The sequence below is a fragment of the Streptomyces sp. NPDC028331 genome, from assembly GCF_055565775.1.
Map to the genome: position 1 here is coordinate 20112 of NZ_JBVHTR010000034.1, position 21671 is coordinate 41782.

22 protein-coding genes, 1 tRNA gene and 3 pseudogenes are annotated in these 21671 nt (G+C 71.1%); 10 read left to right on the plus strand and 16 right to left on the minus strand.

Features of this window, described 5'->3' with window-relative positions; genetic code table 11:
* Positions 1-9 precede the first annotated feature (9 nt).
* The gene (locus ACZ4SW_RS34175; protein ID WP_468252975.1) at positions 10-939 is read left to right on the plus strand and encodes an amidohydrolase family protein; all 930 of its coding nucleotides are present in this window, start codon (positions 10-12) and stop codon (positions 937-939) included.
* A gap of 115 nt (positions 940-1054) precedes the next feature.
* Positions 1055-1528, plus strand: a pseudogene (locus tag ACZ4SW_RS34180) (alcohol dehydrogenase catalytic domain-containing protein); the annotation flags it as partial.
* Between the two features lie 565 nt (positions 1529-2093).
* On the opposite strand, the gene ACZ4SW_RS34185 reads toward ACZ4SW_RS34180, so the two are convergent.
* Genes ACZ4SW_RS34185 through ACZ4SW_RS34195 form a run of 3 tightly spaced genes read right to left on the minus strand, consistent with a single transcriptional unit; the run spans position 2094 to position 3838 of the window.
* Entirely contained in the window at positions 2094-2357 is a 264-nt protein-coding gene (locus ACZ4SW_RS34185) for a hypothetical protein (protein ID WP_468252977.1), read from the minus strand.
* 3 nt (positions 2358-2360) lie between these two features.
* Positions 2361-3509: a WXG100 family type VII secretion target gene (locus ACZ4SW_RS34190; protein ID WP_468252978.1), complete on the minus strand. Its 1149-nt coding sequence runs from the start codon at positions 3507-3509 to the stop codon at positions 2361-2363.
* Positions 3506-3838: a WXG100 family type VII secretion target gene (locus tag ACZ4SW_RS34195; protein WP_468252979.1), complete on the minus strand. Its 333-nt coding sequence runs from the start codon at positions 3836-3838 to the stop codon at positions 3506-3508. The genes ACZ4SW_RS34190 and ACZ4SW_RS34195 overlap by 4 nt, the downstream gene beginning before the upstream one ends.
* Positions 3839-4310: 472 nt before the next feature.
* On the opposite strand from ACZ4SW_RS34195, the gene ACZ4SW_RS34200 reads away from it, so the two are divergent.
* Complete coding sequence (locus tag ACZ4SW_RS34200; protein WP_468253011.1) at positions 4311-5303, plus strand: integrase core domain-containing protein; 993 nt, start codon at positions 4311-4313, stop codon at positions 5301-5303.
* Positions 5304-5336: 33 nt separating this feature from the next.
* Here the strand turns inward: ACZ4SW_RS34200 and ACZ4SW_RS34205 are convergent.
* Positions 5337-5655: pseudogene (locus tag ACZ4SW_RS34205) on the minus strand (hypothetical protein); the annotation flags it as partial.
* A gap of 186 nt (positions 5656-5841) precedes the next feature.
* Positions 5842-6522 carry a hypothetical protein gene (locus ACZ4SW_RS34210; RefSeq protein ID WP_468252980.1) on the minus strand — a complete coding sequence of 227 codons (681 nt, stop codon included), beginning with the start codon at positions 6520-6522 and terminating at the stop codon, positions 5842-5844.
* Between the two features lie 119 nt (positions 6523-6641).
* On the opposite strand from ACZ4SW_RS34210, the gene ACZ4SW_RS34215 reads away from it, so the two are divergent.
* Positions 6642-7247: a hypothetical protein gene (locus tag ACZ4SW_RS34215; RefSeq protein ID WP_468252981.1), complete on the plus strand. Its 606-nt coding sequence runs from the start codon at positions 6642-6644 to the stop codon at positions 7245-7247.
* On the opposite strand, the gene ACZ4SW_RS34220 is transcribed toward ACZ4SW_RS34215, so the two are convergent.
* Both ACZ4SW_RS34220 and ACZ4SW_RS34225 read right to left on the minus strand, forming a co-directional pair.
* Positions 7229-7313: transfer RNA gene (locus ACZ4SW_RS34220), tRNA-Leu, on the minus strand. The genes ACZ4SW_RS34215 and ACZ4SW_RS34220 overlap by 19 nt on opposite strands.
* Positions 7314-7413: 100 nt before the next feature.
* Positions 7414-7914: a MarR family winged helix-turn-helix transcriptional regulator gene (locus tag ACZ4SW_RS34225; protein ID WP_468252982.1), complete on the minus strand. Its 501-nt coding sequence runs from the start codon at positions 7912-7914 to the stop codon at positions 7414-7416.
* Positions 7915-7989: 75 nt separating this feature from the next.
* Between ACZ4SW_RS34225 and ACZ4SW_RS34230 the strand changes: the two genes are divergently transcribed.
* Positions 7990-8886: an LLM class flavin-dependent oxidoreductase gene (locus tag ACZ4SW_RS34230; protein WP_468252983.1), complete on the plus strand. Its 897-nt coding sequence runs from the start codon at positions 7990-7992 to the stop codon at positions 8884-8886.
* A gap of 31 nt (positions 8887-8917) precedes the next feature.
* Here the strand turns inward: ACZ4SW_RS34230 and ACZ4SW_RS34235 are convergent, their stop codons facing one another.
* From ACZ4SW_RS34235 to ACZ4SW_RS34255, 5 genes are all read right to left on the minus strand, one after another.
* Entirely contained in the window at positions 8918-10459 is a 1542-nt protein-coding gene (locus tag ACZ4SW_RS34235; protein WP_468252984.1) for an aldehyde dehydrogenase family protein, read from the minus strand.
* A gap of 329 nt (positions 10460-10788) precedes the next feature.
* Positions 10789-11466, minus strand: coding sequence for a GntR family transcriptional regulator (locus ACZ4SW_RS34240; RefSeq protein WP_468252985.1), 678 nt, complete (start codon positions 11464-11466; stop codon positions 10789-10791).
* Positions 11467-11564: 98 nt separating this feature from the next.
* A complete protein-coding gene (locus ACZ4SW_RS34245) occupies positions 11565-12512 on the minus strand; it encodes a beta-ketoacyl-ACP synthase III (RefSeq protein ID WP_468252986.1) in 948 nt (315 codons plus the stop codon).
* A 150-nt stretch (positions 12513-12662) separates the two neighbouring features.
* Positions 12663-12791 (minus strand): MFS transporter small subunit, encoded by a 129-nt coding sequence (locus tag ACZ4SW_RS34250; RefSeq protein WP_468252987.1) that lies wholly within the window; start codon positions 12789-12791, stop codon positions 12663-12665.
* Entirely contained in the window at positions 12766-14112 is a 1347-nt protein-coding gene (locus ACZ4SW_RS34255; protein ID WP_468252988.1) for an OFA family MFS transporter, read from the minus strand. The genes ACZ4SW_RS34250 and ACZ4SW_RS34255 overlap by 26 nt, the downstream gene beginning before the upstream one ends.
* Positions 14113-14325: 213 nt before the next feature.
* Between ACZ4SW_RS34255 and ACZ4SW_RS34260 the strand changes: the two are divergent.
* Positions 14326-14551: pseudogene (locus tag ACZ4SW_RS34260) on the plus strand (2Fe-2S iron-sulfur cluster-binding protein); the annotation flags it as partial.
* 6 nt (positions 14552-14557) lie between these two features.
* A complete protein-coding gene (gene fdhD, locus ACZ4SW_RS34265) occupies positions 14558-15406 on the plus strand; it encodes a formate dehydrogenase accessory sulfurtransferase FdhD (RefSeq protein ID WP_468252989.1) in 849 nt (282 codons plus the stop codon).
* Positions 15407-15520: 114 nt separating this feature from the next.
* On the opposite strand, the gene ACZ4SW_RS34270 is transcribed toward fdhD, so the two are convergent.
* Entirely contained in the window at positions 15521-16342 is an 822-nt protein-coding gene (locus tag ACZ4SW_RS34270) for a LysR family transcriptional regulator (protein ID WP_468252990.1), read from the minus strand.
* Positions 16343-16471: 129 nt separating this feature from the next.
* On the opposite strand from ACZ4SW_RS34270, the gene ACZ4SW_RS34275 reads away from it, so the two are divergent.
* Entirely contained in the window at positions 16472-17191 is a 720-nt protein-coding gene (locus ACZ4SW_RS34275) for an SDR family oxidoreductase (protein WP_468252991.1), read from the plus strand.
* A 62-nt stretch (positions 17192-17253) separates the two neighbouring features.
* Here ACZ4SW_RS34275 and ACZ4SW_RS34280 read toward each other — a convergent pair whose 3' ends face one another.
* On the minus strand, positions 17254-17781 hold the full coding sequence (locus tag ACZ4SW_RS34280) for an isochorismatase family protein (protein ID WP_468252992.1): 528 nt from the start codon (positions 17779-17781) through the stop codon (positions 17254-17256).
* Between the two features lie 19 nt (positions 17782-17800).
* Positions 17801-18238: a MarR family winged helix-turn-helix transcriptional regulator gene (locus ACZ4SW_RS34285; RefSeq protein WP_468252993.1), complete on the minus strand. Its 438-nt coding sequence runs from the start codon at positions 18236-18238 to the stop codon at positions 17801-17803.
* A gap of 105 nt (positions 18239-18343) precedes the next feature.
* Between ACZ4SW_RS34285 and ACZ4SW_RS34290 the strand changes: the two genes are divergently transcribed.
* Complete coding sequence (locus ACZ4SW_RS34290; protein WP_468252994.1) at positions 18344-19261, plus strand: quinone oxidoreductase family protein; 918 nt, start codon at positions 18344-18346, stop codon at positions 19259-19261.
* Positions 19262-19288: 27 nt separating this feature from the next.
* Here ACZ4SW_RS34290 and ACZ4SW_RS34295 read toward each other — a convergent pair whose 3' ends face one another.
* Positions 19289-20302, minus strand: coding sequence for a bile acid:sodium symporter family protein (locus tag ACZ4SW_RS34295; protein ID WP_468252995.1), 1014 nt, complete (start codon positions 20300-20302; stop codon positions 19289-19291).
* 190 nt (positions 20303-20492) lie between these two features.
* Between ACZ4SW_RS34295 and ACZ4SW_RS34300 the strand changes: the two genes are divergently transcribed.
* On the plus strand, positions 20493-21356 hold the full coding sequence (locus ACZ4SW_RS34300) for a LysR substrate-binding domain-containing protein (RefSeq protein ID WP_468252996.1): 864 nt from the start codon (positions 20493-20495) through the stop codon (positions 21354-21356).
* The last annotated feature ends 315 nt before the right edge of the window (positions 21357-21671 follow it).

The following is a 21671-nucleotide window of genomic DNA, read 5'->3' on the forward strand; positions in this document are numbered from 1 at the left end:
GAACCTGCCGTGACCTTCACCCCCGCCCCCGTCCTCATCGACGCCCACCACCACCTGTGGGACCTCGACCAGCGTTCGCACCCCTGGCTCAACGACCCCGCCGTGGCACCGATCCGCCACACCTTCACCCCCGGTGACCTGCGTACCACCGCCACCCGGCCCATCGCGGGCCGCCGTCTGCACAGCACGGTGGCCGTGCAGTGCATCCCGGACGTGTCCGAGACCGAAGACCTGCTCGCCCTCGCGGAGCAGGAGCCGCTGATCGAGGCCGTGGTCGGTTGGGCGGACCTGACGTCACCGGGGATCGGCGCCCGGCTCGACGGGTTGCTCGCCGAGCCGGGCGGTACATATCTGCGCTCCCTGCGTCATCTCGTGCAGGCCGAGACGGATCCGGAATGGCTGCAACGCCCCGATGTCGAACGCGGGTTGGCGGCGGCCCGGGACCGCGGGCTCTGCTACGACGTGCTCGTCCGCAGCCACCAGCTCGACCAGGCGATCCGGCTGGCCGAGCGCTTCCCGGACCTGCCCCAGGTACTCGACCACGCCGGCAAGCCGCCGATCGCCGACGGTGACCTGGCCGACTGGGAACGCCAGTTGTGTCGGCTGGCCGCACACCCGCACGTGGTCTGCAAGGTGTCGGGCCTGATCACCGAGGCGGACCACGAGAAGTGGACCGTCGACGACATCCGGCCGGTGTGGTACCTCCTGCTCTCCGCCTTCGGCCCCGACCGCCTGATGTTCGGCTCCGACTGGCCGGTCGCGAACCTCGCGGGCGGCTGGAACCGCTGGGCCGCCACCGTGGACGAACTGCTCGACGGCTGTTCCGACACCGAGATCCACGCCGTACTCGCCGGCACCGCGACCGCCTTCTACCGTCTCCCCTCCGCTGTGTCAGAGGAAGCCGACGTGGCGGCGGACAGCGCCACGCACACCATCTGACCCTCACGCCCATCCCGGTGTGCGCACCCATCGCGCACGCCGACGAACCCGCGCGGGACATGCATCCGCCTCTGCTGACCATCGGCGTCCGCGCTGAAGGGACCCTGACGACACAATGACACTCGCCGTCCGTTACACGTCCGCCCGCACCCTGGACACGGCTCCCGCGCTCAGTGCGCCGCCCGGTCCCGGCGAGGTGGAACTGGCCCCCGCCTACGTCGGTATCTGCGGCACCGATCTGCACATCTTCCACGGCGACATGGATACCCGGGTCCTCACGCCCGCCGTCCTGGGGCACGAGATGTCCGGCCTGGTCACGCAGGTGGGGGCGGACGTGGAGGGCTGGGCGCCCGGAGAGGCGGTCACCGTGATGCCGCTGCGCTGGGACGACACCTGCCCGGCCTGCCGTTCCGGGCATCGGCACGTCTGCCAGCACCTGGACTTCATCGGCATCGACTCGCCGGGCGCGATGCAGCAGCGCTGGACCGTGCCCGCCTCGACACTCGTCCGGCTGCCCGGCACCCTCGCCCTGGACCACGCCGCGCTCGTCGAGCCGACCGCGGTGGCCGTGCACGACGTGGGCCGGGCAGTGGATCAACGACGCACAGCGAGACAAGGAAGCCGCGCAACAGATCCGGCAGATCACTGAGAGCCCTGGAGACATCGCACAGTGTATCCAAACGGCCAGCGCCGACAAGAAGGGCCCACTTTACGAAGCCCTAGGCATCACAATCAGCTACGAAAACGCAACGAGGACCGCGACCGTAAGGTGGGGGCCCTCGTCACGAGGGGGGCTTGGCCACCGACGATACGGTCGCGGTGGCGCAGGAGCAGCTCCACCTCTGAGGCTACTGTCGCCGTAGGCCGAGGTTTGGGTCTGCCGCGGGCAGATCGCACCGATCACTGGACCTCAGAGCGCCCTGCGGCGCAACGTCGCTCCTCCGCAGATCGGCACGATTCGACGTCGCAAGATCCTCGGCGGACTCATCAACGAGTACTGCCGCCCAGCCTGAGGCCACATCACCCCGTCAGGCGAATCACCGCAGGTCAACAGCGATGAGCGAATACTGGCACCCTTCAGGCGTAGCAGGCCTGCTGTTCGGCATGCTGTCGCCCTGCCGCCCCCGGCAAGGGGCCACGGGGTGTGCGGCTCATTACAGCCATACGCCGACGGCGATGATCGCGAGGCCCACGACCCCGAAGCAGCCCGTCGTGGCAAGGAGCACCCGCCAAAGACCCTTTTCACGCGGCTGCTCGGCGCGACGCCACGTGGTGAAGCCCGCGGTCACACCCGCGAGGATGAGTGCACCCCCAGCAATGACGACCAGCGCCGAGAAGAAGCCCTTCCAGCCGGGGTGGTAATTCGGGTTGTTGTGGGCGACCCCCGCGAGGATCACGTTCCCCAGCTCACCGTACACAGATCACTCGTCCGCTTTCTCGGCGTCCTTGGCCAGGTTCTGGACATCCGACTCGATGCCTGAGCCCGCCGCGTAGACCGCTGTGTTGAGGCCGGTGCTGAAGGAGTTCTTGTACGCGGAGTCGGCGAGCTTGCCCCTGTCGCTGAGGTTCTCGCCGCCGAGGCTGCCGTGTTCCTCCATGTGATGGAAGTGGGCGTCGTTGGCGGCGTTTCCGGTCGCTCCGGTCATGGCGTTCGTCGCCACGTCCCACCCGATCGTCGCGCCGTCCTGATGGTTCCACACGTCGGCCGTCAGGCCGCCGCTGATGTTGCCGAGCGCCCCGTTGACTGCGCTCCCGACCCGGCCGTCGCCGCTGAGGACCTTGCCGACTGCGCCCGTCAGATGGGCGCCTTCGGCCAGCGACGCGCCACCCGCTGTGAAAGCAGCCGTTCCCAGAGCTTCCTTGCCGCCAGTGGCGAAGTCCTCTCCTACCGTGATCGGCTGGCCGTTGAGCGCCTGGTTGAGCATCATGCTGCCCGAGTCGGCGACGAAGTTCGTGGCGAAGCTCTCGAGCCCCTTCTCGGCAAAGTTTCCGAGGACCTTTGCCCCGGTCGTGAGCATCTTCTCTACGAATGCGGCTGACTTCTCGGCGAGGCCGCAGAACCTCTCGATCAGCGCCGCCACCTTTTCCGCGGCCGAGGTGAAGAGCTTCACCAGGTCGATGATCCTGGCGACGCGCGAGGCCATGGCCGTGTTCGCGACGAGGTCGGAGAGGAAGCCGGTGAAGAGGGACAGCGCCGCGCCGGCCACCTCCATCTCGGCGATCTCGACGCAGATGTCGATGATCTCCTCGTTGATCTTGTCGATCTCGTCGGCGTACGCCCGCAGCCCGTCGGCCACCTGGTGGAAGTTGTGCGCGACGTCCTTGATGACGCGCTCCTGCTCCCCCCAGTGCCTCTCGAAGGCGTCGCGAGCCTCGCCGTGCCAGCCCTGCTTGTCGACGCCCTGGATTTGGACGTCGATGGCATGCACGACTTCTGTCAGCTCGTCGCCCATGGTGTCCCAGGCACGGGCGACCGAGCGGAGCGTTGCGCCGTTGCCGCCCGGGAGTTCCACCCCGCAGGCCTGGAGGATTTCCAGTACCTTGCCGTCTATCCAGCTGTTGATGCTCACGCCGGGCCTCCTGCCGGCTGGGTCGCGGCACGGAGGTGGTCCATGGCGGTCCGGTCCGAGTCCCGGTAGTTGGCGGCGTTGAGACGCAGCCGGTCGCCGTCGCTGGTGAGCACCCCGGGCAGCTGCCCGAGTGCCTTGACGGTGCTGTCCAGCAGCGTCCGGTACTTCTCCGCCGCACCGTCGCAGGCGCCGAGCAGGCCGAAGGCCTCTCCGATCTCGGAGGCGGTCGCCGCGAAGCCTTCGATCGGCTTCGCCAGGTCCCTCGCCTCCCTGTCGAACTTCCCGGCAAGGTCGGTCAGCCTGTCGGGGTCGACACCGAACTGGCTCATTCCGCTCCCCGTAGTCGAATGCATGAACAGACCAGCAGTACCGGAGTCAGTGATCCGCAGGGAAGGGCTTTTTACGGGGTCAGAACGCGATGTTGTCATGCCCTTTGGCCAGAAGATCCACCATCTGCTTCTCGCGCAGGGCTCTCTGGACGGTGGCAGCCTTGGCGGCGCGCTTGTGGCAGCGGTGACAGGGCAGCGGTGGTCTGAGTACGAGCCAGCTTCGACCCGGCTGCCGGGGTGGGCACTTTCATCAGCGGTTCCAGTGCGTCCGTACCGACCGCCCAACCCCCCTCGCGCCAGACAGGCGGGCGGGGAACCTCCGATGGGTGGCGGTATGACCCAGTCGGCGTGAGAAGAGGGGCCGCCGGGTCTCAGCAGCTCGGATTCCGCCACGGTTCCAGGGTCGACGGGGGTAGCCGCGCCGCTCCCTCTGGCGGCGACAGAAGCCGCAGGCCAGCGGCGGTAGTTCGAGATCTTGACACTGCGCCACCAGTTGGCCGTCCTGCAGCGGCAGATCGACAGGCCGCGCGTCACCCCAGCGGACCGCGCTTTCCTGGCCGCGCTCCTCCACCGCCTCCCCAAGCCGAAGCTGCGGCAGCTGCATCTGATCGTCTCGCCGGAGACAGTCCTGAGGTGGCACGGTGACCTCATGCGCCGTCGTCACGCTGACGCCTCCCGTCGCAAGCGGTCCGGCAGACCACCGACCCGTCGCTCCATCCAGGCCCTTGTCCTGCGCCTGGCCCGCGAGAACAGCTCCTGGGGGTACCGACGCATCCACGGCGAACTCGCCGTGCTCGTCATCAAGGTGGCACCCTCCACCATCTGGGAGATCCTGCGAGCCCACGGGATCGAGCCAGCGCCCGAACGTGACCGTCAGACCTGGGCCGCATTCCTGCGGGGCCAAGCCCACGCGATCCTGGCCTGCGACTTCTTCACCGTCACTCCCCTTAACGGACCGACCCTTTATGTCTTCGCCGTCATCGAGCACGCCAACCGCTGTATCCGCATCCTCGGCGCGACCGCCCACCCCACCGCGGACTGGATCGCCCAGGCCGCAAGGAACTTGGTCATAGACCTCCAGGATGCCGGCGCCACCGTCCGGTACCTGATCAGGGACCGCGACAGCAAGTTCACCCGCACGTTCGATGCCGTCTTTGAGGCCGAGGGCATTGCGGTCGTCACCACCGGCATCCGCGTACCCCGCATGAACTCAATCATGGAGCGCTGGGTGCAGACCTGCCGCCACGAACTCCTCGACCGCACCCTCATCTGGAACCAGCCCCACCTGCTCCACGCGCTCCGGGAGTTCGAGTCGGTCTACAACCAGCATCGACCTCACCGCACCCTGCACAGCGCAGCTCCCCTGGAGCCACTCCCCGACCCAATCACCGGCCCGGACCGCCTCGACATCCGTCGACACGACCGACTCGGCGGCCTCCTCCGCCAGTACACACATGCCGCCTGACCAGCTCGGACGTAATAATCGGCACCCGCAGCGCGAATGGACGTACAGGTCACGGATGCCGGTGCCGCGAAGCCGCCCGGCGAGGGCCTCGACGTCGGCGTCGCTCTTGCGGCCGTCGATCCAGGCGTGGCCAAGCCAGATCGCGTCCCGGTTCCTGGTGTGCGTGCCGTCCGCCAGGTCGCCCCCCGTAGTTCACGCGAAGCGCGATCTCGGCGGCGAGGAGCGGCAGCAGGACGGCGAGGACCAGGGCGAGGGCCGTGCGTCTCGTCCGGACGAGCCATGTGCGTGTGTGGGGTGCCGGGGCACTCTCCCGCGTCTGCTCGTCCTCGGCGGGTATGCGTGCCGTGTCCATTCCGTCCTCCGTATCGCTGTTTCCCTCGCCTGCCTCCGTCCCACTGTTGTGGCTGGTGTTGCCGGGGATGACGATCAATGCCGAGGCTCCGGTTCCCGCGGCCGTCATGGAGCCATACCACAAAGGGGTCATATGGCGTGATGACCACTGGCCGGGCGCGTCGGCGGGCTGGCGCCCCGCGTCGGCTCAGTGCCAACCGTCGCTGCCTGCCAGTACCACCGAGACCTGGTGCCCGCTCACCACCAGATCAACGCTGGCACTACGGCGGTCGAGCAGCCAGCCGGCCCGCTGGGTGCCCGACCCGGCGGCGTCCAGGTGCCAGCCGTGGTGGGTGGTCAGCCAGTCCCGCAGCACAGCCTTGGTCTCCGCGATCGGCTGCCCGTGCGGCCCGGTGACGATCAGCCGGCGGGAGCAGACCGCGCTGCCGCAGGAGTCGAAGCCGCCCGAGGACTCGGTGGCCATGTAGCCGGGTGGCAGGGGAAGCACCAGGTCGGTGGACGGCACCAGGGACTCACGTAGCCCGAAGAGGACGTAGTAGGGGGTGAACAGCAGCATCACCACCATCCCGTACCAACTGAGCGCCACGGTGGCGGAACGTGCCCGCTCGTTGCGCCGACGGCGCCCGCGCAGTCGGCGCTCGACGAGTACGCCGACGGATATCACCACAATGGTCAGCGGTGCGTAGCCGACCACCGCCTCGGCCCGCGCGCGCTGCGGAAGCAGGCCGGCGAGTTCCGCGCCCAGCAGCGCGGCGACGGCCAGCAGCACCGCGCCCACCACGGCCCCGACACCCCGGGTCCGGTAGAGGGCGGCCCAGCACAGCGGTGGAATACCGATCAGGGCGAGCTCGGCAAGAGTCTGGATCACCTGACAGCCTTTCACGCTTGTTCTCGACCAGGAGAGCACCTCGGGCAGGCCGCGGCTGCGGCCTGCCCCGAGGGCGGCGGACGGCCGCGCGGCCGTCCGCCGGTCAGTGCCATGAGCAGGTGAGGACCCCACTGCTGCAGATCATGGAGCAAGAAGCCGCCCTCTACCCCGGGCTCGACCATCCGCGGACCGTCAACCTGCGCGAAGACATCGTGTGCCGGGCACTGGATGCGTGGATCGCCCGGGCCTTCGAGTCGGATCGGCTCACCGCCACCATCGCCGCACTCAGCGCCGCGAGCCTCGCAGCCAGCACCGCACCGATCCACACCCCCGAGCAGGCCCAGGCCCGCCAGACGATCAAGGAATGCGAGCGGCGGCTCGCCCGCTACCAGGCCGCCCTCGACGCCGGAGCCGACCCGGCCGTCGTCACCCAGTGGATCAACGACGCGCAGCGGGACAAGGACGCCGCGCACAAGAAGCTCAACGCGCTGCCCGCCGTCAACCGGAAGAAGGAATCATCCCTCACCGCCGACCAGATCAAGGCGATCACTGAGAGACTCGGAGACATCGCACAACGCATCCAAGCCGCCGACCCCGACAAGAAGGGGCCGCTTTACGAAGCCCTCGGCATCACCATTACCTACGACAACGCAACGAGGACCGCGACCGTAAGGTCGAGGCCCTCGCTTCCGTATCGCTACAGGAGTGTCCGAGGGGGGACTTGAACCCCCACGCCCGATAAAGGGCACTAGCACCTCAAGCTAGCGCGTCTGCCATTCCGCCACCCGGACCAGGTGTCTGTCGCCTTGCCGGGGCTGTCCCCCGCGGCGACAGGGACAACAATACCAAGGTTTCGGAGTGGCTTTCACCTGCGTTTCCCGGCGGCGGCCGTCACTCGTCACCGCCTCGGTCCTCCGCTCGGTCCTCCGCTCGGTCCTCCGCTCGGTCCTCCGCCTCGGTCCTCGCGACCAGGCGTCGCAGGGTCCGTGTGAGCGCGGCCGCCTCGGTCTCGGTCAGTGGGGCGAGGAAGCGGCGCTCCGCCCGGCGGCGTGCCTCCTCGCCGCGGCGCAGGCAGTCCTCGCCCGCGGCCGTCAGCTCGAGGATGTTCTTGCGCCGGTCCCGGGGGCTGCGTCGCCGTTCGACCAGGCCGCGGTCCTCCAGGCCGTCGATCAGCGACACCATCGTGGTCCGGTCGACCCCGAGCCGCCCGGCCGCCTCGACCTGCGAGAGCGGCTCCTCGCCGGCCAGCACCGCCAGCACGGCCAGCTCGTGGCCGTCCACCCCGAACGGGGCGAGGGCCTCGGCGGAGAGGCCGGCCAGGCGCTGCTGAGCGTGCTTGAGCAGGTAGCCGAGCCGTGATTCCAGGGGCGCCGGACGCTCATCGGTGACCATGGGCCCGACTTTAGCCGCTCCTCCGACAGTCGAGTGATAGTCAGGATTGCTGATTATCATCTAGGCTGATTGCTCATGACTGAGGTGCGCTTCGGAATCAAGACCGCCCCCATGCACGTCTCCTACGAGGACATCCGCCGCGTCTGGCGGGAGGCCGACGCCGTGCCCGAGATCGAGGACGCCTGGCTCTGGGACCATCTGCTGCCCCTCGCCGGGCCGAAGGACGGCCAGGCGCACGAGAGCTGGACCCTGCTCGCCGCGCTGGCCGCCCAGACCGAGCGGCTGCGTCTCGGTGTGCTCGTGACGAGCAACCGCATCCGGCCGCCCGCCGTGCTGGGCAAGATGGCCTCGACCGTGGACGTGGTCTCCGGTGGCCGGCTCGTCGTGGGGCTGGGCGTCGGGGGGACGCATCAGCCGCCCGGCGCGGGCGGGATCGCCGGGGACAACCCGGCGATCGCCGAGTACGAGGCGTACGGGCTCACGCTGGTTCCCCCCGCGGAGGGGATCGCGCGGCTGGGCGAGACCGTCGAGATCCTGAAGCTGATGTGGACGCGGGACGTGTTCGACTTCGATGGCCGCCACTACCGGCTGAGGGGGACACGCTGCGAACCGAAGCCCGTGCAGCGGCCCGGTCCCCCGCTGCTGATCGGCGGCTGGGGGACCCGGCTGCTGCGGCTCGTCGCCGGGCACGCGGACCTGTGGAACATCCCCGGGCCGCCGCACCACACCGTGGAATTCGTCGCCGAACGCGCACGGGTGCTCGACGCGCACTGCGCGGACCTCGGGCGCGACCCGCGGGAGATCACGCGCTCGGTCCAGCTCCTGGTGTCGTACGACGACCCGGCCGCCACGCGTGCCGCCGTGGGCGAACTCGTGGCCGCGGGGATGAACCACATCGTGCTCAATCTGCCGCGGCCCTACCCGCCGGGTGTCGTCCGCAGGCTGGCCGACGAGGTCGTCGCCGGGTGGTGACCGCCGTGCGCGGACACCACCCGGGCGCCCCTCACGGCATGAGCTGGTACTCGGGGAAGTTGCCCGGCAGCCGCTCCCCCGCCGGGCCCTGGGTCACGGCGCGGACCAGGAGTTCGCCGCCGACGAACGCCCCGCGCCAGGACGCGCCGAAGCCGCCGAACAGCTCGTCGCGGTCACCGCGGGAGCGGGGTTTGCCGTGGCCGGTCTTGAAGGCGCGGATCTGCGGGGCCAGCCGGTCGAACGTCGCGCGGTCGTCCGTGGACAGCGTGGCGACCAGGGCGCCGTTGGACGCGTTCATCGCCGCCAGCAGCTCCGCCTCCGTGTCGACCAGGACGATCGTGTCGACCGGGCCGAACGGCTCCGCGTGGTGGAGCGGGGAGGACGGGGGCGGGTTGAGGAGCGTGACCGGCTGGACGTAGGCCGAGGTGTCCTGGCCGGGGAGGAAGCGCGCGTCGGCGGCGCTGCCGCGGTGCAGCGGGATCGCGCCGCGGTCGATCGCCTCGGCGACCTGGTCGGTCAGCTCCTTGGCCTTGGCGGCGTTGATCAACGGCCCGAAGTCCAGTTCCGGGTGGGGGTCGTCGGGGTGCTCCACCGCGAGCGGGTGGCCGATCCGGAGTGTGCGGACCGCGGGCAGGTAGGCCGCGAGGAAGGAGTCGAACAGGTCGCGCTGGACGACGAAGCGCGGATACGCCGTGCAGCGCTGCTTGCCGTAGTCGAAGAGTTTGGGGACGACCGTCGTGAGCGCGTCCCAGTCCGAGTAGTTCCAGATGCCCCAGGTGTTGAGTCCCTCCTGTTCCAGGATGTGCCGCTTGCCGAGGTCGGCGACGGCCGTGGCCACCGCGGCACCCGTGTCCCGGCCGCCGACGAACGAGACGCAGCCGATCTCGGGCGCCCGTACGAGCGCCTCGGACAGCTCGCCCCCGCTGCCGCTGACGAGGGTGACGGGGAGCCCCTCGCGTGCGGCGAGCGCACAGGCCAGGGTGAGACAGGCGACGCCGCCGTCGGTCGGGGTCTTGGCGATGACCGCGTTGCCCGCCAGGGCCTGCACCAGCATGGCGTGGACGAGCACGCTCATCGGATAGTTCCAGCTCGCGATGTTGGAGACCGGGCCGTCCAGCGGGGCCCGCCCGTCGATCATCGATTCGATTCCGTCGACGTACCAGCGCACTCCGTCGATCGCCCGGTCCACATCGGCCTGGGCGAGCCGCCACGGCTTGCCGATCTCCCAGACGAGGAGCAGGGCGAGCAGTTCGCGGTGCTCGGTCAGGGCGTCGAGGGTCGCGGCGACCCGGGCGCGGCGTTCCGGCAGGGGTGTGTGCCGCCAGGCGCGGTGCTGGTCCAGCGCTGCGCGCACGGCGCGCCGGGCGGTGTCCCGGCCGACGCGCGGCGGCCCGGCGATGGGGCTGCCGTCGACGGGGCTGGTGGCGGGCAGGGCCCGGCCGTCCGGCTGCCAGGTGGAGTTCCAGAGGTTGAGGACACGGTCGTCCCGGAACGCCTCGGGGGCGACGGCCAGCGCGCGCCGCCAGGCGTCGGACCAGGACGTACCGGATTTGAGGGTGAGGGTGGGTGCCATGAATGAGCTCCGCTCTCGGTGCACGGGCGAGAGGAACAGGGCCCGCCCCGCACACGGCTCGCACTGCCGTGCGGGGACGTCGTACGTCGTGCGTCGTTCGAGGAAGCCGGTGGCGCCGCGTCCCGCGCGACGGTCACCGCTCGTCCACTATGGGTGAGATCACGCCTGGTCTGCCAGTGCGCCGAGTGCCGTTCGTGCCGTTTCGGTCGGTGTGCCGCCCACGCTCCCCCGGGCCGCCTCGAGGGCGACGCACCGCGTGAGGCGGCCCCGTCGAGGGGAGGGCCGCCTCACCTGGGGCCGCCGAAGAGGGGGCCGGGCCGGCCTGGGGCTCAGGACTCCGGGCGGGCGTGGTACGACCGCCGTGTGTGCTCGGTGTGTTCGCGCATGAGGTGGGCGGCGCGCTGTTCGTCACGGGCCGCGATGGCCGCGATCAGCTCGCGGTGTTCGATCCACGACTGCCGGCCGCGCTGCCGTGCGACCGGAGTGTAGTACCAGCGCACCCGGCGGTCGACCTGCCCCGCGAGTTCCGCGAGGACCGCGTTGCCCGCCAGCTCCGTCACCTTCGCGTGGAAGCGGGCGTTGAGCGCGACCGCCCCGTCCACGTCGTCGTTCGCCGCGGCCCGCTCGCCCTCCGCGCACAGCTCCTCCAGGACCGCGACACCGGCGCCGTCCGCGTTCGCGGCGGCGAGCCGGGCGGCCTCCGCCTCCAGCAGCGTACGGACGGTCAGGAGCTGGTCGGCCTCCTCGTCCGTGGGCTCGTGCACGAACGCCCCCTGCGCGGGCCGCAGATCGACCCATCCCTCGGTGTTCAGCCGCTGCAACGCCTCGCGCACGGGCTGCCGGGAGACCCCGAGGTGCCCGGCGAGCTCGCTCTCGACGAGGTGTTGGCCCGGCTGGAGGGCCCGCGTGGTGATGAGTTCGAGCAGCGCCTCGTAGACCCGGTCGCGCAACGGGCCCGGCCGCTCCAGCCGGGGCACCGCTCCCTGCGGCAGTCCTGTCGACAACATCGCGGTCCCCCTCCAGGGCAACGGCGCGGCAGCCGGAAAGCCGGTGTGAATTGTCTACAGTCTACGGTGCACGGGGCGTGCGCCTGGAAGACCCGGCATCAGGGGCAGCGGATCACCTGCCCCGCGTACGAGAGGTTCCCGCCGAACCCGAACAGCAGCACGGGCTCACCGCTCGAGACCTCCCCGCGCTCCACGAGCTTCGACAGGGCGAGCGGGATACTCGCCGCCGACGTGTTCCCCGACTCGACGACATCGCGCGCCACGACCGCGTTCACCGCGCCCAGCTTCTCCGCGAGGGGTTCGATGATGCGCAGGTTGGCCTGGTGCAGTACGACCGCGGCGAGTTCCTCGGGCGCGATCCGGGCCCGCTCGCACACGCGGCGCGCGATGGGCGGAAGCTGGGTCGTCGCCCACCGGTACACGCTCTGCCCCTCCTGCGCGAACCGCGGAGGCGTGCCCTCGACGCGTACCGCGTTCCCCATCTCCGGTACCGAACCCCACAGCACGGGACCGATCCCCGGCTCCTCGCCGGCCGGGCAGGCCTCGACGACGGCGGCTCCCGCACCGTCACCGACCAGCACGCACGTCGAACGGTCCGTCCAGTCGGTGACGTCGGACATCTTCTCGGCGCCGATGACGAGTGCCCTGCTCGCCGCGCCCGCGCGCACGGCGTGGTCTGCGGTGGCGAGCGCATGGGTGAAGCCCGCGCAGACGACGTTGACGTCCATCGCGGCGGGCTGCGACATGCCGAGCCGGGCCGCGACACGGGCCGCCGTGTTCGGGGAGCGGTCGATGGCGGTGCAGGTGGCGACCAGGACGAGGTCGATGTCGCCGGGCGCCAGGCCGGCCGCCGCGAGCGCCTTGGCGGCGGCGTGCGCGGCCAGTTCGTCGACGGGCTCGTCGGCTCCGGCGATGTGGCGCGTACGGATGCCCACCCGGGTCCTGATCCACTCGTCGCTGGTGTCGACCATGCCCGCCAGATCCTCGTTGGTGAGCACCCTGGCGGGCTGGTAGTGGCCTACGGCGGTGATGCGTGAGCCGTTCATGGGTGGTTCCCCTCGGTGCCGTGGGTGTCGGGATCCACCAGTCTGATCAGTGACTCACGGGTAGGGCGGCAGGTGAAACGACAGGAATGAGACGTCCGGCTTGTCGGCTTCCCGCAGTTCTTCGGACGCCCGAGCATGTCCGGCGCACCGTTATCCGGTGAAGAGCTGCTTGGCCTTCAGGACGAGCTCGTACAGGCCGTAGCCCAGCGGCGCCCCCACCCACACCCAGGCGAGGACGATCAGGGCACGCCGGTCAGGCGGGCTGCTCTCGGCGGCCATCGGCGGACTCCTTCGGTGCGGAGGCGTGGTGACGGGGGTGGACGGGCCGGACCAGCTCGTTGGCGGCGAATCCGATGACGAGCAGCCCGATCATGATCGAGAAGGACAGGCCGTAGAGGGACGACCCGTGCTTTCCGGCTTCCTTCTGGTGGTCGGCGATCCAGTTGACGATCAGCGGCCCGAGCACGCCCGCGGTCGACCAGGCGGTGAGCAGCCGGCCGTGGATCGCACCCACCTGGTACGCGCCGAACAGGTCCTTCAGATAGGCGGGAACCGTCGCGAACCCGCCGCCGTAGAAGGAGAGGATCACCAGCGCACAGAGGATGAACAGAGGCTTGGAGGAGTCGCCGAACAACGCGATGAGCAGATACATGAGCGCACCGGCGCCCAGGTAGACGCGGTAGACGTTCTTGCGCCCGATCAGGTCGGAGGCCGACGACCAGCCGATCCGGCCCGCCATGTTGGCCGCCGACAGCAGGGCGACGAAGCCGGCCGCGGCGGAGGCCGACACCGGGGCCGCCGGGCCCTTCGGCCACGTGGAGGTGTCCCCGAAGAAGTCCATGATCATCGGGGCGGCCTTCTCGAGGATGCCGATGCCGGCGGTCACGTTCGTGCACAGCACGATCCACAGGCACCAGAACTGCGGGGTGCGCACCGCGCTCCGGGCGGAGACCTGTGCCCCTTCGAAGGCGCTCGGCCCGGCGTCCACCGGCTTCTCGCCGCGCGGCACCCGCACCAGCAGCACCCCGAGCGACATGAAGACGGCGTACGTCAACCCGTGCACGAGGAAGGCGAGCGCGATCCCGGAGTGGTCGTAGCCGAACGACTTGAGCATCTGCGCCGACCACGGCGAGGCGATGAGCGCGCCGCCGCCGAAGCCCATGATGGCGATGCCGGTGGCCATGCCGGGCCGGTCCGGGAACCACTTGATCAGGGTGGAGACGGGCGAGATGTAGCCGATGCCGAGGCCGATGCCGCCGACGAACCCGTAGCCGAGGACGATCAGCCAGTACTGCTGCGTCTGTGCGCCCAGCGCGGAGATCAGGAAGCCGGTCGAGAAGCAGACCAGGGCGACGGTCATGGCCCAGCGCGGACCGTTGCGCTCGACGAGCGTGCCGCCGAACGCGGCGGACAGCCCGAGCATCACGATGGCGAGCTGGAAGGGCAGCGCGCTCTGCGTGCCGCTGAGGTGCAGGGCGGATTCGAGCGGTGGCTTGAACACGCTCCAGGCGTAGGCCTGGCCGATGGACAGGTGGACGGAGAGAGCGGCGGGCGGCACCAGCCAGCGACTCCATCCCGGGGGTGCGACAGGAGGGCTCATGATCCCGAACAGTAGGAAGCCGTACGGGAGTTGAGAACCCCGCCCGTCGACCGTATGCGGTGAACGGTATCCGCCGTGCGCCGAACGGTCGTGCGTCCGCCGGTTTCCGGGATGCGCGACGGCGCGGGCGGGGCGGTGCTCGCGCCCGAACGGGCCATCGGCTGTGCGGTCCACGCCGCGACCGGGGTCGAAGGGCCCGGGATCGTACGGCGCGCGCTGCCGTCCGGGTCCGAGTTCGGCATGCGCGCGGCGGGTGCATGGGAGGAGCCGGGGACCGCCACGGTCTGCGCCCACTGCGGTGTGGGCCGGCGACCTCACCCTGCACGTGCAGGACAATGAGATCGTGAAGGTCACCTCCCCGTACGACGACCCGGTGACCCACGGCAACCTCTGCATCAAGGGCCCTTTCGGCCACCAGCACGTACAGAACCGGGGCTGATCAGACATGGGACGAGTCACGGAACGACGCAAGGTGATACGGATCCGGGACGGGGCGGTCTCCACCCGGCCGGACACGCTGGTCGCCGAGGAGCCGCTGGAGATCCGGCTCAACGGCAGGCCGCTGGCGATCACCATGCGCACGCCCGGCGACGACTTCGCGCTCGCCGCCGGGTTCCTGGTCAGCGAGGGTGTACTGGGTGCCGCGTCGGACCTGCAGAACATCGTGTACTGCGCGGGCGCCACCGTGGACGGATCCAACACCTACAACGTGGTGGACGTGAAGACGGCGCCCGGTGTCGCGATTCCGGACATCACGCTGGAGCGGAACGTCTACACCACCTCTTCGTGCGGTCTGTGCGGCAAGGCCAGCCTGGACGCGGTCCGTACGACGGCGCGCTGGCCCATCGCCGACACGCCCCGGGTCCGGGTGGAGCCGGAACTGCTCGCGAGCCTTCCCGACCGGCTGCGCGCGGCCCAGCGGGTCTTCGACCGGACCGGGGGGCTGCACGCGGCGGCCCTGTTCAGCGAGGACGGCGAGCTGATCGACGTGCGGGAGGACGTGGGCCGGCACAACGCGGTGGACAAGCTGGTCGGCCGGGCCCTGCAGAACGGGGACCTGCCGCTGTCCCGGGCGATCCTGCTGGTGTCGGGCCGGGCTTCCTTCGAGCTGGCGCAGAAGGCCGTGATGGCGGGCATCCCGGTTCTCGCTGCGGTCTCGGCTCCCTCCTCGCTGGCCGTGGATCTGGCCGCGGAGACGGGACTGACCCTGGTGGGGTTCCTGCGGGGCAGCTCCATGAACGTGTACGCGGGCGAGGACCGCATCACCCTGCGGGCCGCGGCCGCCCAGGGCTGAGCGCCTCCGACGACACGGCGGGGGCTCCGGTCGCCGGGGAGCGCCGCCTGCGTGCCCGGGGCCCCGCTGTGCTCTTTCTCCTCGCTGCCTACGGGTGCTTTCGGCCGGTGCGGCTCACTCGGCGCCGACCTCCCGCGCCACCTGCGCGAACGCCGGGATCAGCGGGGAGCGGCGGCTCGCCTCCCAGGCCAGCAGCACCTCGTCGCGCTCCGCGTCGGGGACGGGCACGTAGGTGATGTCGGGGCGCGAGTAGTGCCGGGCGACGGACTCCGGTACGAGGGTGATGCCGGCCCCGCCCGCCACGCACTCGAACTTCTCCTCCATGGTGCGGATGGGGAGGTCGTCGGGGCGGGGGTCGCCGTAGCTCAGCCGGGGCTCGTCCGCCAGGTCGGCCACGGACAGCTCCTGCTTGCCCGCGAGGAGGTGGTCGGCGGGGAGCATCGCCACCCGCGCCTCGGTGTAGAGCGGCAGCAGCCTCAGCCCCCGCTCCCGGACCGGGCGCCGCACATAGGCCACGTCGACCGTCCCGTCCAGGATCAGCGCCTCCTGGTCGTCCCACTCCACACGGCGTGCGTGCACCTCCACGTCGGGGTGGGCGGCGGCGAACTCCCGCCGGGCCGGGGTGACGACCACACCCGCCCGGAAGCCGACGACGAAGCGCTTCGGCCCCCGCGCGGCCCGGCGCACCCGGCGGCGGGTGGCGTCCGCGGCGGCGAGCAGGTTGCGGGCGTCGTCCAGGAGCTGGCGTCCGGCCGCCGTCAGCGTCACGCCGTGGCTGTCCCGGACGAAGAGCGTGGCGTCCAGCTCCTTCTCCAGCGCCCGGATCTGACGGCTCAGCACCGGCTGCGCGATGTGCAGGCTCTCCGCCGCACGCCCGAAGTGGAGCTGCTCGGCGACCGCCGTGAAGTAGCGGACCTTCCGCAGGTCGAGATCCATGGCCGCCCCTTCCGCCGTTCCGGTGGCGATGCCTTCAGGGTATCGCCGTGGACGGAAGAGGTCTTGGACGGCGAGGTGCCGCCGGGCGCAGGCTGAAGCACGTCGGACAAGCGAGAAAGGGGCTTCTAAATGGGCCTGCGGGGACAGCGGATCGTGGTCGTCGGCGGCACGTCGGGCATCGGCCTGGCGGTCGCGGAGGGTGCCGCACGGGAGGGGGCGGAGGTGGTGGTCGCCTCCCGGCGGCAGGAGAGCGTGGAGGCCGCGCTGGGGCGGCTGCCGCAGGGCGCCGAGGGGCACACGCTCGACGCGACGGACGAGGCCGCGGTGCGCGCCTTCTTCGAACGGATCGGCGGCTTCGACCACCTGGTCTACACGGCCGGTGAGTCACTGCTGATGGAGAACTTCCTCGAGTCGGACCTGGCGCGGGCCAGACGGTTCCTGGACACCCGGCTGTGGGGCGCGTACACGGCCGTCAAGCACGGCGCGCCCTCGATCCGGGAGGGCGGCTCGGTGGTGCTGACGACCGGGATCGCGGGGCACCGGCCGCTGCCGGGCACGACCGTCGCGGCCAGCCTGTGCGGGGCGATGGAGTCGCTCACCCGGGCGCTGGCCCTGGAACTGGCCCCGCTGCGGGTCAACGTGGTCTCCCCCGGGGTGGTGCAGACCGAGCTGTGGCGGGAGATGACCGAGGAGGACCGGCGGGGTCTGTTCGAGTCCAGTGCGGCGTCGCTGCCGGTCGGCCGGGTGGGCACGCCCCAGGACGTGGCGGTGGCGTACTTGTACCTGATGCGCGGCGGCTACAGCACGGGCTCGGTGGTGGTCGTGGACGGCGGTGGTCTGCTGGTCTGAGAGCCCCGAACGAAATGGCCGGGCGCCCATTTCGTTCGGGGCTCTGAGGGCCCTGCGAGAGGTCAGCCGGTGGCCAGGCGCACCTGGGCAGCGGTCAGGACCGATCCGAGGCGCGGGAAGTCCAGTCCGACGGACGCCTGGTGCTCGGCGGCGGTGAGGGCTGCCATGGCGTCCTCGACGAAGACCAGGTCGTAACCGAGGTCGGCGGCGGCGCGGGCGGTGGACTCCACGCCGAGGTTGGTGGCGATGCCCCCGAACACCAGGGTGGTGATGCCGCGTTCGCGCAGGCGCTCGTCCAGGCCCGTGCCCTGGAAGCCGCCGATCGTCCGCTTCACCACCTCCAGGTCGCCGTCCCGGAGCAGTCCGGGCACCAGCCCGCTGCCGGGCGGCTGTTCGGCGACGCCGGGGCGCTCGGCGCGGATGAGGACGACGGGAGCGCCGGCCGAGCGGAACGCGTCCGCCAGCGCCTCGGTCGTGGCGAGGACGTCCGTGCCCTTGCGTGGCTCCAGAGGCAGGGCGACGATGCGGTCCATCAGGTCGACGAGCACGAGAGCGGTGCGCGCGGGATCGAGTGCGTCGGCTACGGTCATGACGGAACGTTAGCCGTCGTCAGCCGCCCGTGCCGGAAATGCGGATCAACAGGTCCATGAACCGGTCGCGTTCGGCCGCGGTGAGCGGGGCGAGCAGCGTGTCGTTCGCCTCGCGGGCCGCCTTCTCGCAGCGCTCCAGCAGCCGGCCGCCCTCCTCGGTGAGCGACACCGCGTTCTTGCGGCGGTCCCTGGGGTCGGGCTCGCGGACGACGAGACCCGCCGCCTGCAGATCGTTGAGGATGCCGACCAGGTCCTTCGGGTCGAGCGCGATGCCCCGGCCGAGGTCGGCCTGGGCGACGGGGGCGAGGTCCCGGACGGCGGAGAGCACCACGTGGTGCCACATCTTCATGCCTTCGGCGGCGAGGGCGTCGGCCACCAGGGCCCGACCGCGGGCGGCGGCACGGCCGAGGAGCCAGCTCGGGAGGGAGCGGATCGCGGGGAGAGGAGCTTCGGCCATGGTCGCAGCCTAGCGAAAAAGTCGTTGGAGTCCCCCACGACTTCGGGATACCGTTGGGACTCCCAACGAATTCCGGGGAACACCCCGACGCCCCCTGGAGGTGCGATGCGTCGCGTCCGGTACGAGTCCACCGGCGGCCCCCTGTTCCTGGAGGAGGTACCCGTCCCCGAGGCGGGCCCCGGCGAACTCCTCGTGCGCTGCGAGGCCGTCGGGGTCACCCTGCCCGTCGTGCGCAAGGTCACCGAGGCCGCCGAGCCGGTTCCGCTCGGCGGCGAGATCGCCGGCGAGGTGGTCGGGGTGGGCGCCGGCGTCACCCGCTTCCGGACCGGTGACCGGGTGACGGGACTGTGCTTCGGGCACGGTTACGCCGACTTCGCCGTTCTGCACGAGGCCATGGCCTCTCCGGTCCCCGGCACGGCGAGCGCCGTCGACGCCGTCGCACTGGTCCGCAGCGGCCTGGTCGCGCTCGGCGCGCTGACGGCGGCCCGCCCCGCGCCGGGCGAGTCGGCGCTGGTCACGGCGGCGGCGAGCGGTGTCGGCCATCTCGCGGTGCAACTGGCCCGGCTGCGCGGGGCGGCACGCGTCGTCGGCGCGGTGTCCGACGCCGGCAAGGCCGGGTTCGTGCGCGCGCTCGGCGCCGACGAGGTGGTCGTCTACGACGCCGCGGAGTGGGGCGGGCCCGCCGACTACGCCCTCGACGCGGTGGGCGGCGATCTGCTCGGCCCGGCGATCGCCGCGCTCGCGCCGGGGGGCCGGCTGGTCGCGTACAGCTCTGGCGGCGGGACCATACAGGCGTACGACCTGCTGGTGGGCGCCAAGTCCGTGATCGGTTTCCAGATGGCGCGGATCGCCCGCGGGGAGCCGGAGCTGTACGAGCAGTGGCGGCAGGAGCTGTGGCGGCTGTTCTCCGAGGGCGCGCTGAAACCCGTCGTGCACGCCGAGTTCCCGCTGGAGGAGGCGGCGAAGGCGCACACGGTCGTCGAGTCGCGCGGCAACCTCGGCAAGGTGGTGCTGCGCCCCTGAGCGGACCTGCCCCGGCGCAGGCGGGCGTCAGCCGGAACGGGTCGTCGTACCGACCGTGGTGTGTGACGCCGCGGCCGGCTCCGGACCGCCCGCCGGGCCGTCCGCGTCGTGGGCGCGGCGCTTGGCGATCACCGCGCAGACCATGAGCTGCATCTGGTGGAAGAGCATCAGCGGGAGCACCGCCAGGGAGGCCTGCGCGCCGAACAGGACGCTCGCCATGGGCAGCCCGGAGGCTAGGGACTTCTTCGACCCGGCGAACTGGATCGCGATCCGGTCCTCCCGGCTGAAGCCGAGAGCCCGGCCGCCGTACCAGGTCAGGACCAGCATCACGGCGAGCAGCGCGGCCTCGACGACGAGCAGGCCGCCGAGCCGGAGCGGGCTCACCTGGTGCCAGATGCCGCGCACCATGCCCTCGCTGAACGCGGTGTAGACGACCAGCAGGATCGAGCCTCGGTCGACGAGCCCCAGCACCTTCTTGTGCCGGGTGACGAATGTCCCGATCCAGCGCCGCAGGACCTGGCCCGCGAGGAACGGCACCAGGAGCTGCAGCACGATCTTGACGAGTGAGTCCACGGAGAACCCGCCGCCGCTGTTGCCCAGCAGGGCCGCCGCGAGCAGCGGGGTGACGACGATGCCCGCGAGGGAGGAGAAGGAGCCCGCGCAGATGGCGGCGGGCACGTTGCCGCGGGCGATCGAGGTGAAGGCGATCGACGACTGGATGGTGGAGGGGACGAGGGTGAGGAAGAGCAGGCCGGTGTAGAGGTTGTGCGTCAGGAACACCGGCACCAGGCCGCGGGCCGCCAGGCCCAGCAGCGGAAAGATCACGAAGGTGCAGGCCAGCACGGTGACGTGGAGCCGCCAGTGCCGGAGTCCCTCCACCGCCTCACGGGTGGAGAGCCGGGCCCCGTACAGGAAGAAGAGCAGGGCGATCGCGGCCGTGGAGGCGCCGGAGGTGACGCTCGCGGAGGTGCCCCGCGCCGGGACGAGGGCGGCGAGCCCCACCGTCCCCAGCAACAGGAGGATGTACGGGTCGACGGGCATCCAACGCGGCCATCGCAGGCGTTTCACAGTGCTCCACTACTTCGCTTACTTCGCTGTACGTCCGGTGCGGGGCACGGTCGTGCCCGGTGCGGCGCACGGTCGCGCCCTCTCCATGGTCCTCTTCCGGCGGGTGATCGGGAATCCCGTATACCGCGCTTACTGTCATCATGGAACGCGATAGGCTGCGGGCATGTACGACCCGTCCCATCTGCGTACGTTCCTCGCGGTGGCCCAGACGCTGAGTTTCACGCAGGCCGCCCGGCGGCTGGGGCTGCGCCAGTCCACCGTGAGCCAGCATGTGCGGCGGCTGGAGGACGCGACCGGGCGCCCCCTCTTCCTGCGGGACACGCACTCGGTGGAGCTGACCGAGGACGGCGAGGCGATGCTCGGCTTCGCCCGGCGGATCCTGGAGGTGCACGAGCAGGCGACGGCGTTCTTCACCGGGACCCGGCCGCGCGGCCGACTGCGTTTCGGCGCCTCCGAGGACTTCGTGCTGACCCGGCTGCCGGAGATCCTCGAGGGCTTCCGGTACGAGCACCCCGAGGTGGACCTGGAGCTGTCGGTCGAACTGTCGGGCACGCTGCACGAACGGCTGGCGGCGGGCCGGCTGGACCTGGTGCTGGCCAAGCGGCGCCCCGAGGACCCGCGCGGCGCACTGGTCCGGCACGACAAGCTGGTGTGGATCGGCGCGGAGCGGCTGCGTCTGGACCCCGACCGCCCGGTCCCGCTGATCGTCTACCCGCCGCCGGGCATCACCCGCGCCCGTGCCCTCGAGGCCCTGGAGAAGCAGGGCCGGCCCTGGCGCATCACCTGCACGAGCGGCAGCCTCAACGGCCTGATCGCGGCGGCCCGCGCCGGGCTCGGTGTGATGGCCCACTCCCGGGGGCTCATCCCTCCGGGCCTGGTCCGGGTCCCCGAGCGTGCGGGCCTGCCGGACCTGGGCGAGATCGACTTCGTCCTGGTCCACGGAGAACGCAGGGGCCCGGCCCACAGCGCGGCCCGGGCACTGGCCTCAGCGATCCTGGCGGGCGGCGACCGGCTGCACGGACGGTAGGGGGGGCCTGCTGTCGGGCCCCCCGGTCACCGCACCGGTCGCGGGAAGGCGGGCTGTTCGGCCCGGCGCAGGAACGAGGTGACGATGAGGTGATCTCGTGACCTCCAGGTGCCGGACGCCGAGTGACGGGATCGGCGCCGAGGACGCTGAAGAAGACAGTGGTACCGCAGGGGTGACCGCCGGGGGCGGTGGCCGGCGGAAGGCACCCGCCACCGCTCCGCCCCTACTTGCCAGTAGGACGTGCGGCGGGGTAATCGCCCCGTACAGATTCCGTGGAGATTACGGGACCGGAACCTACGCCACCGTACGGGATTC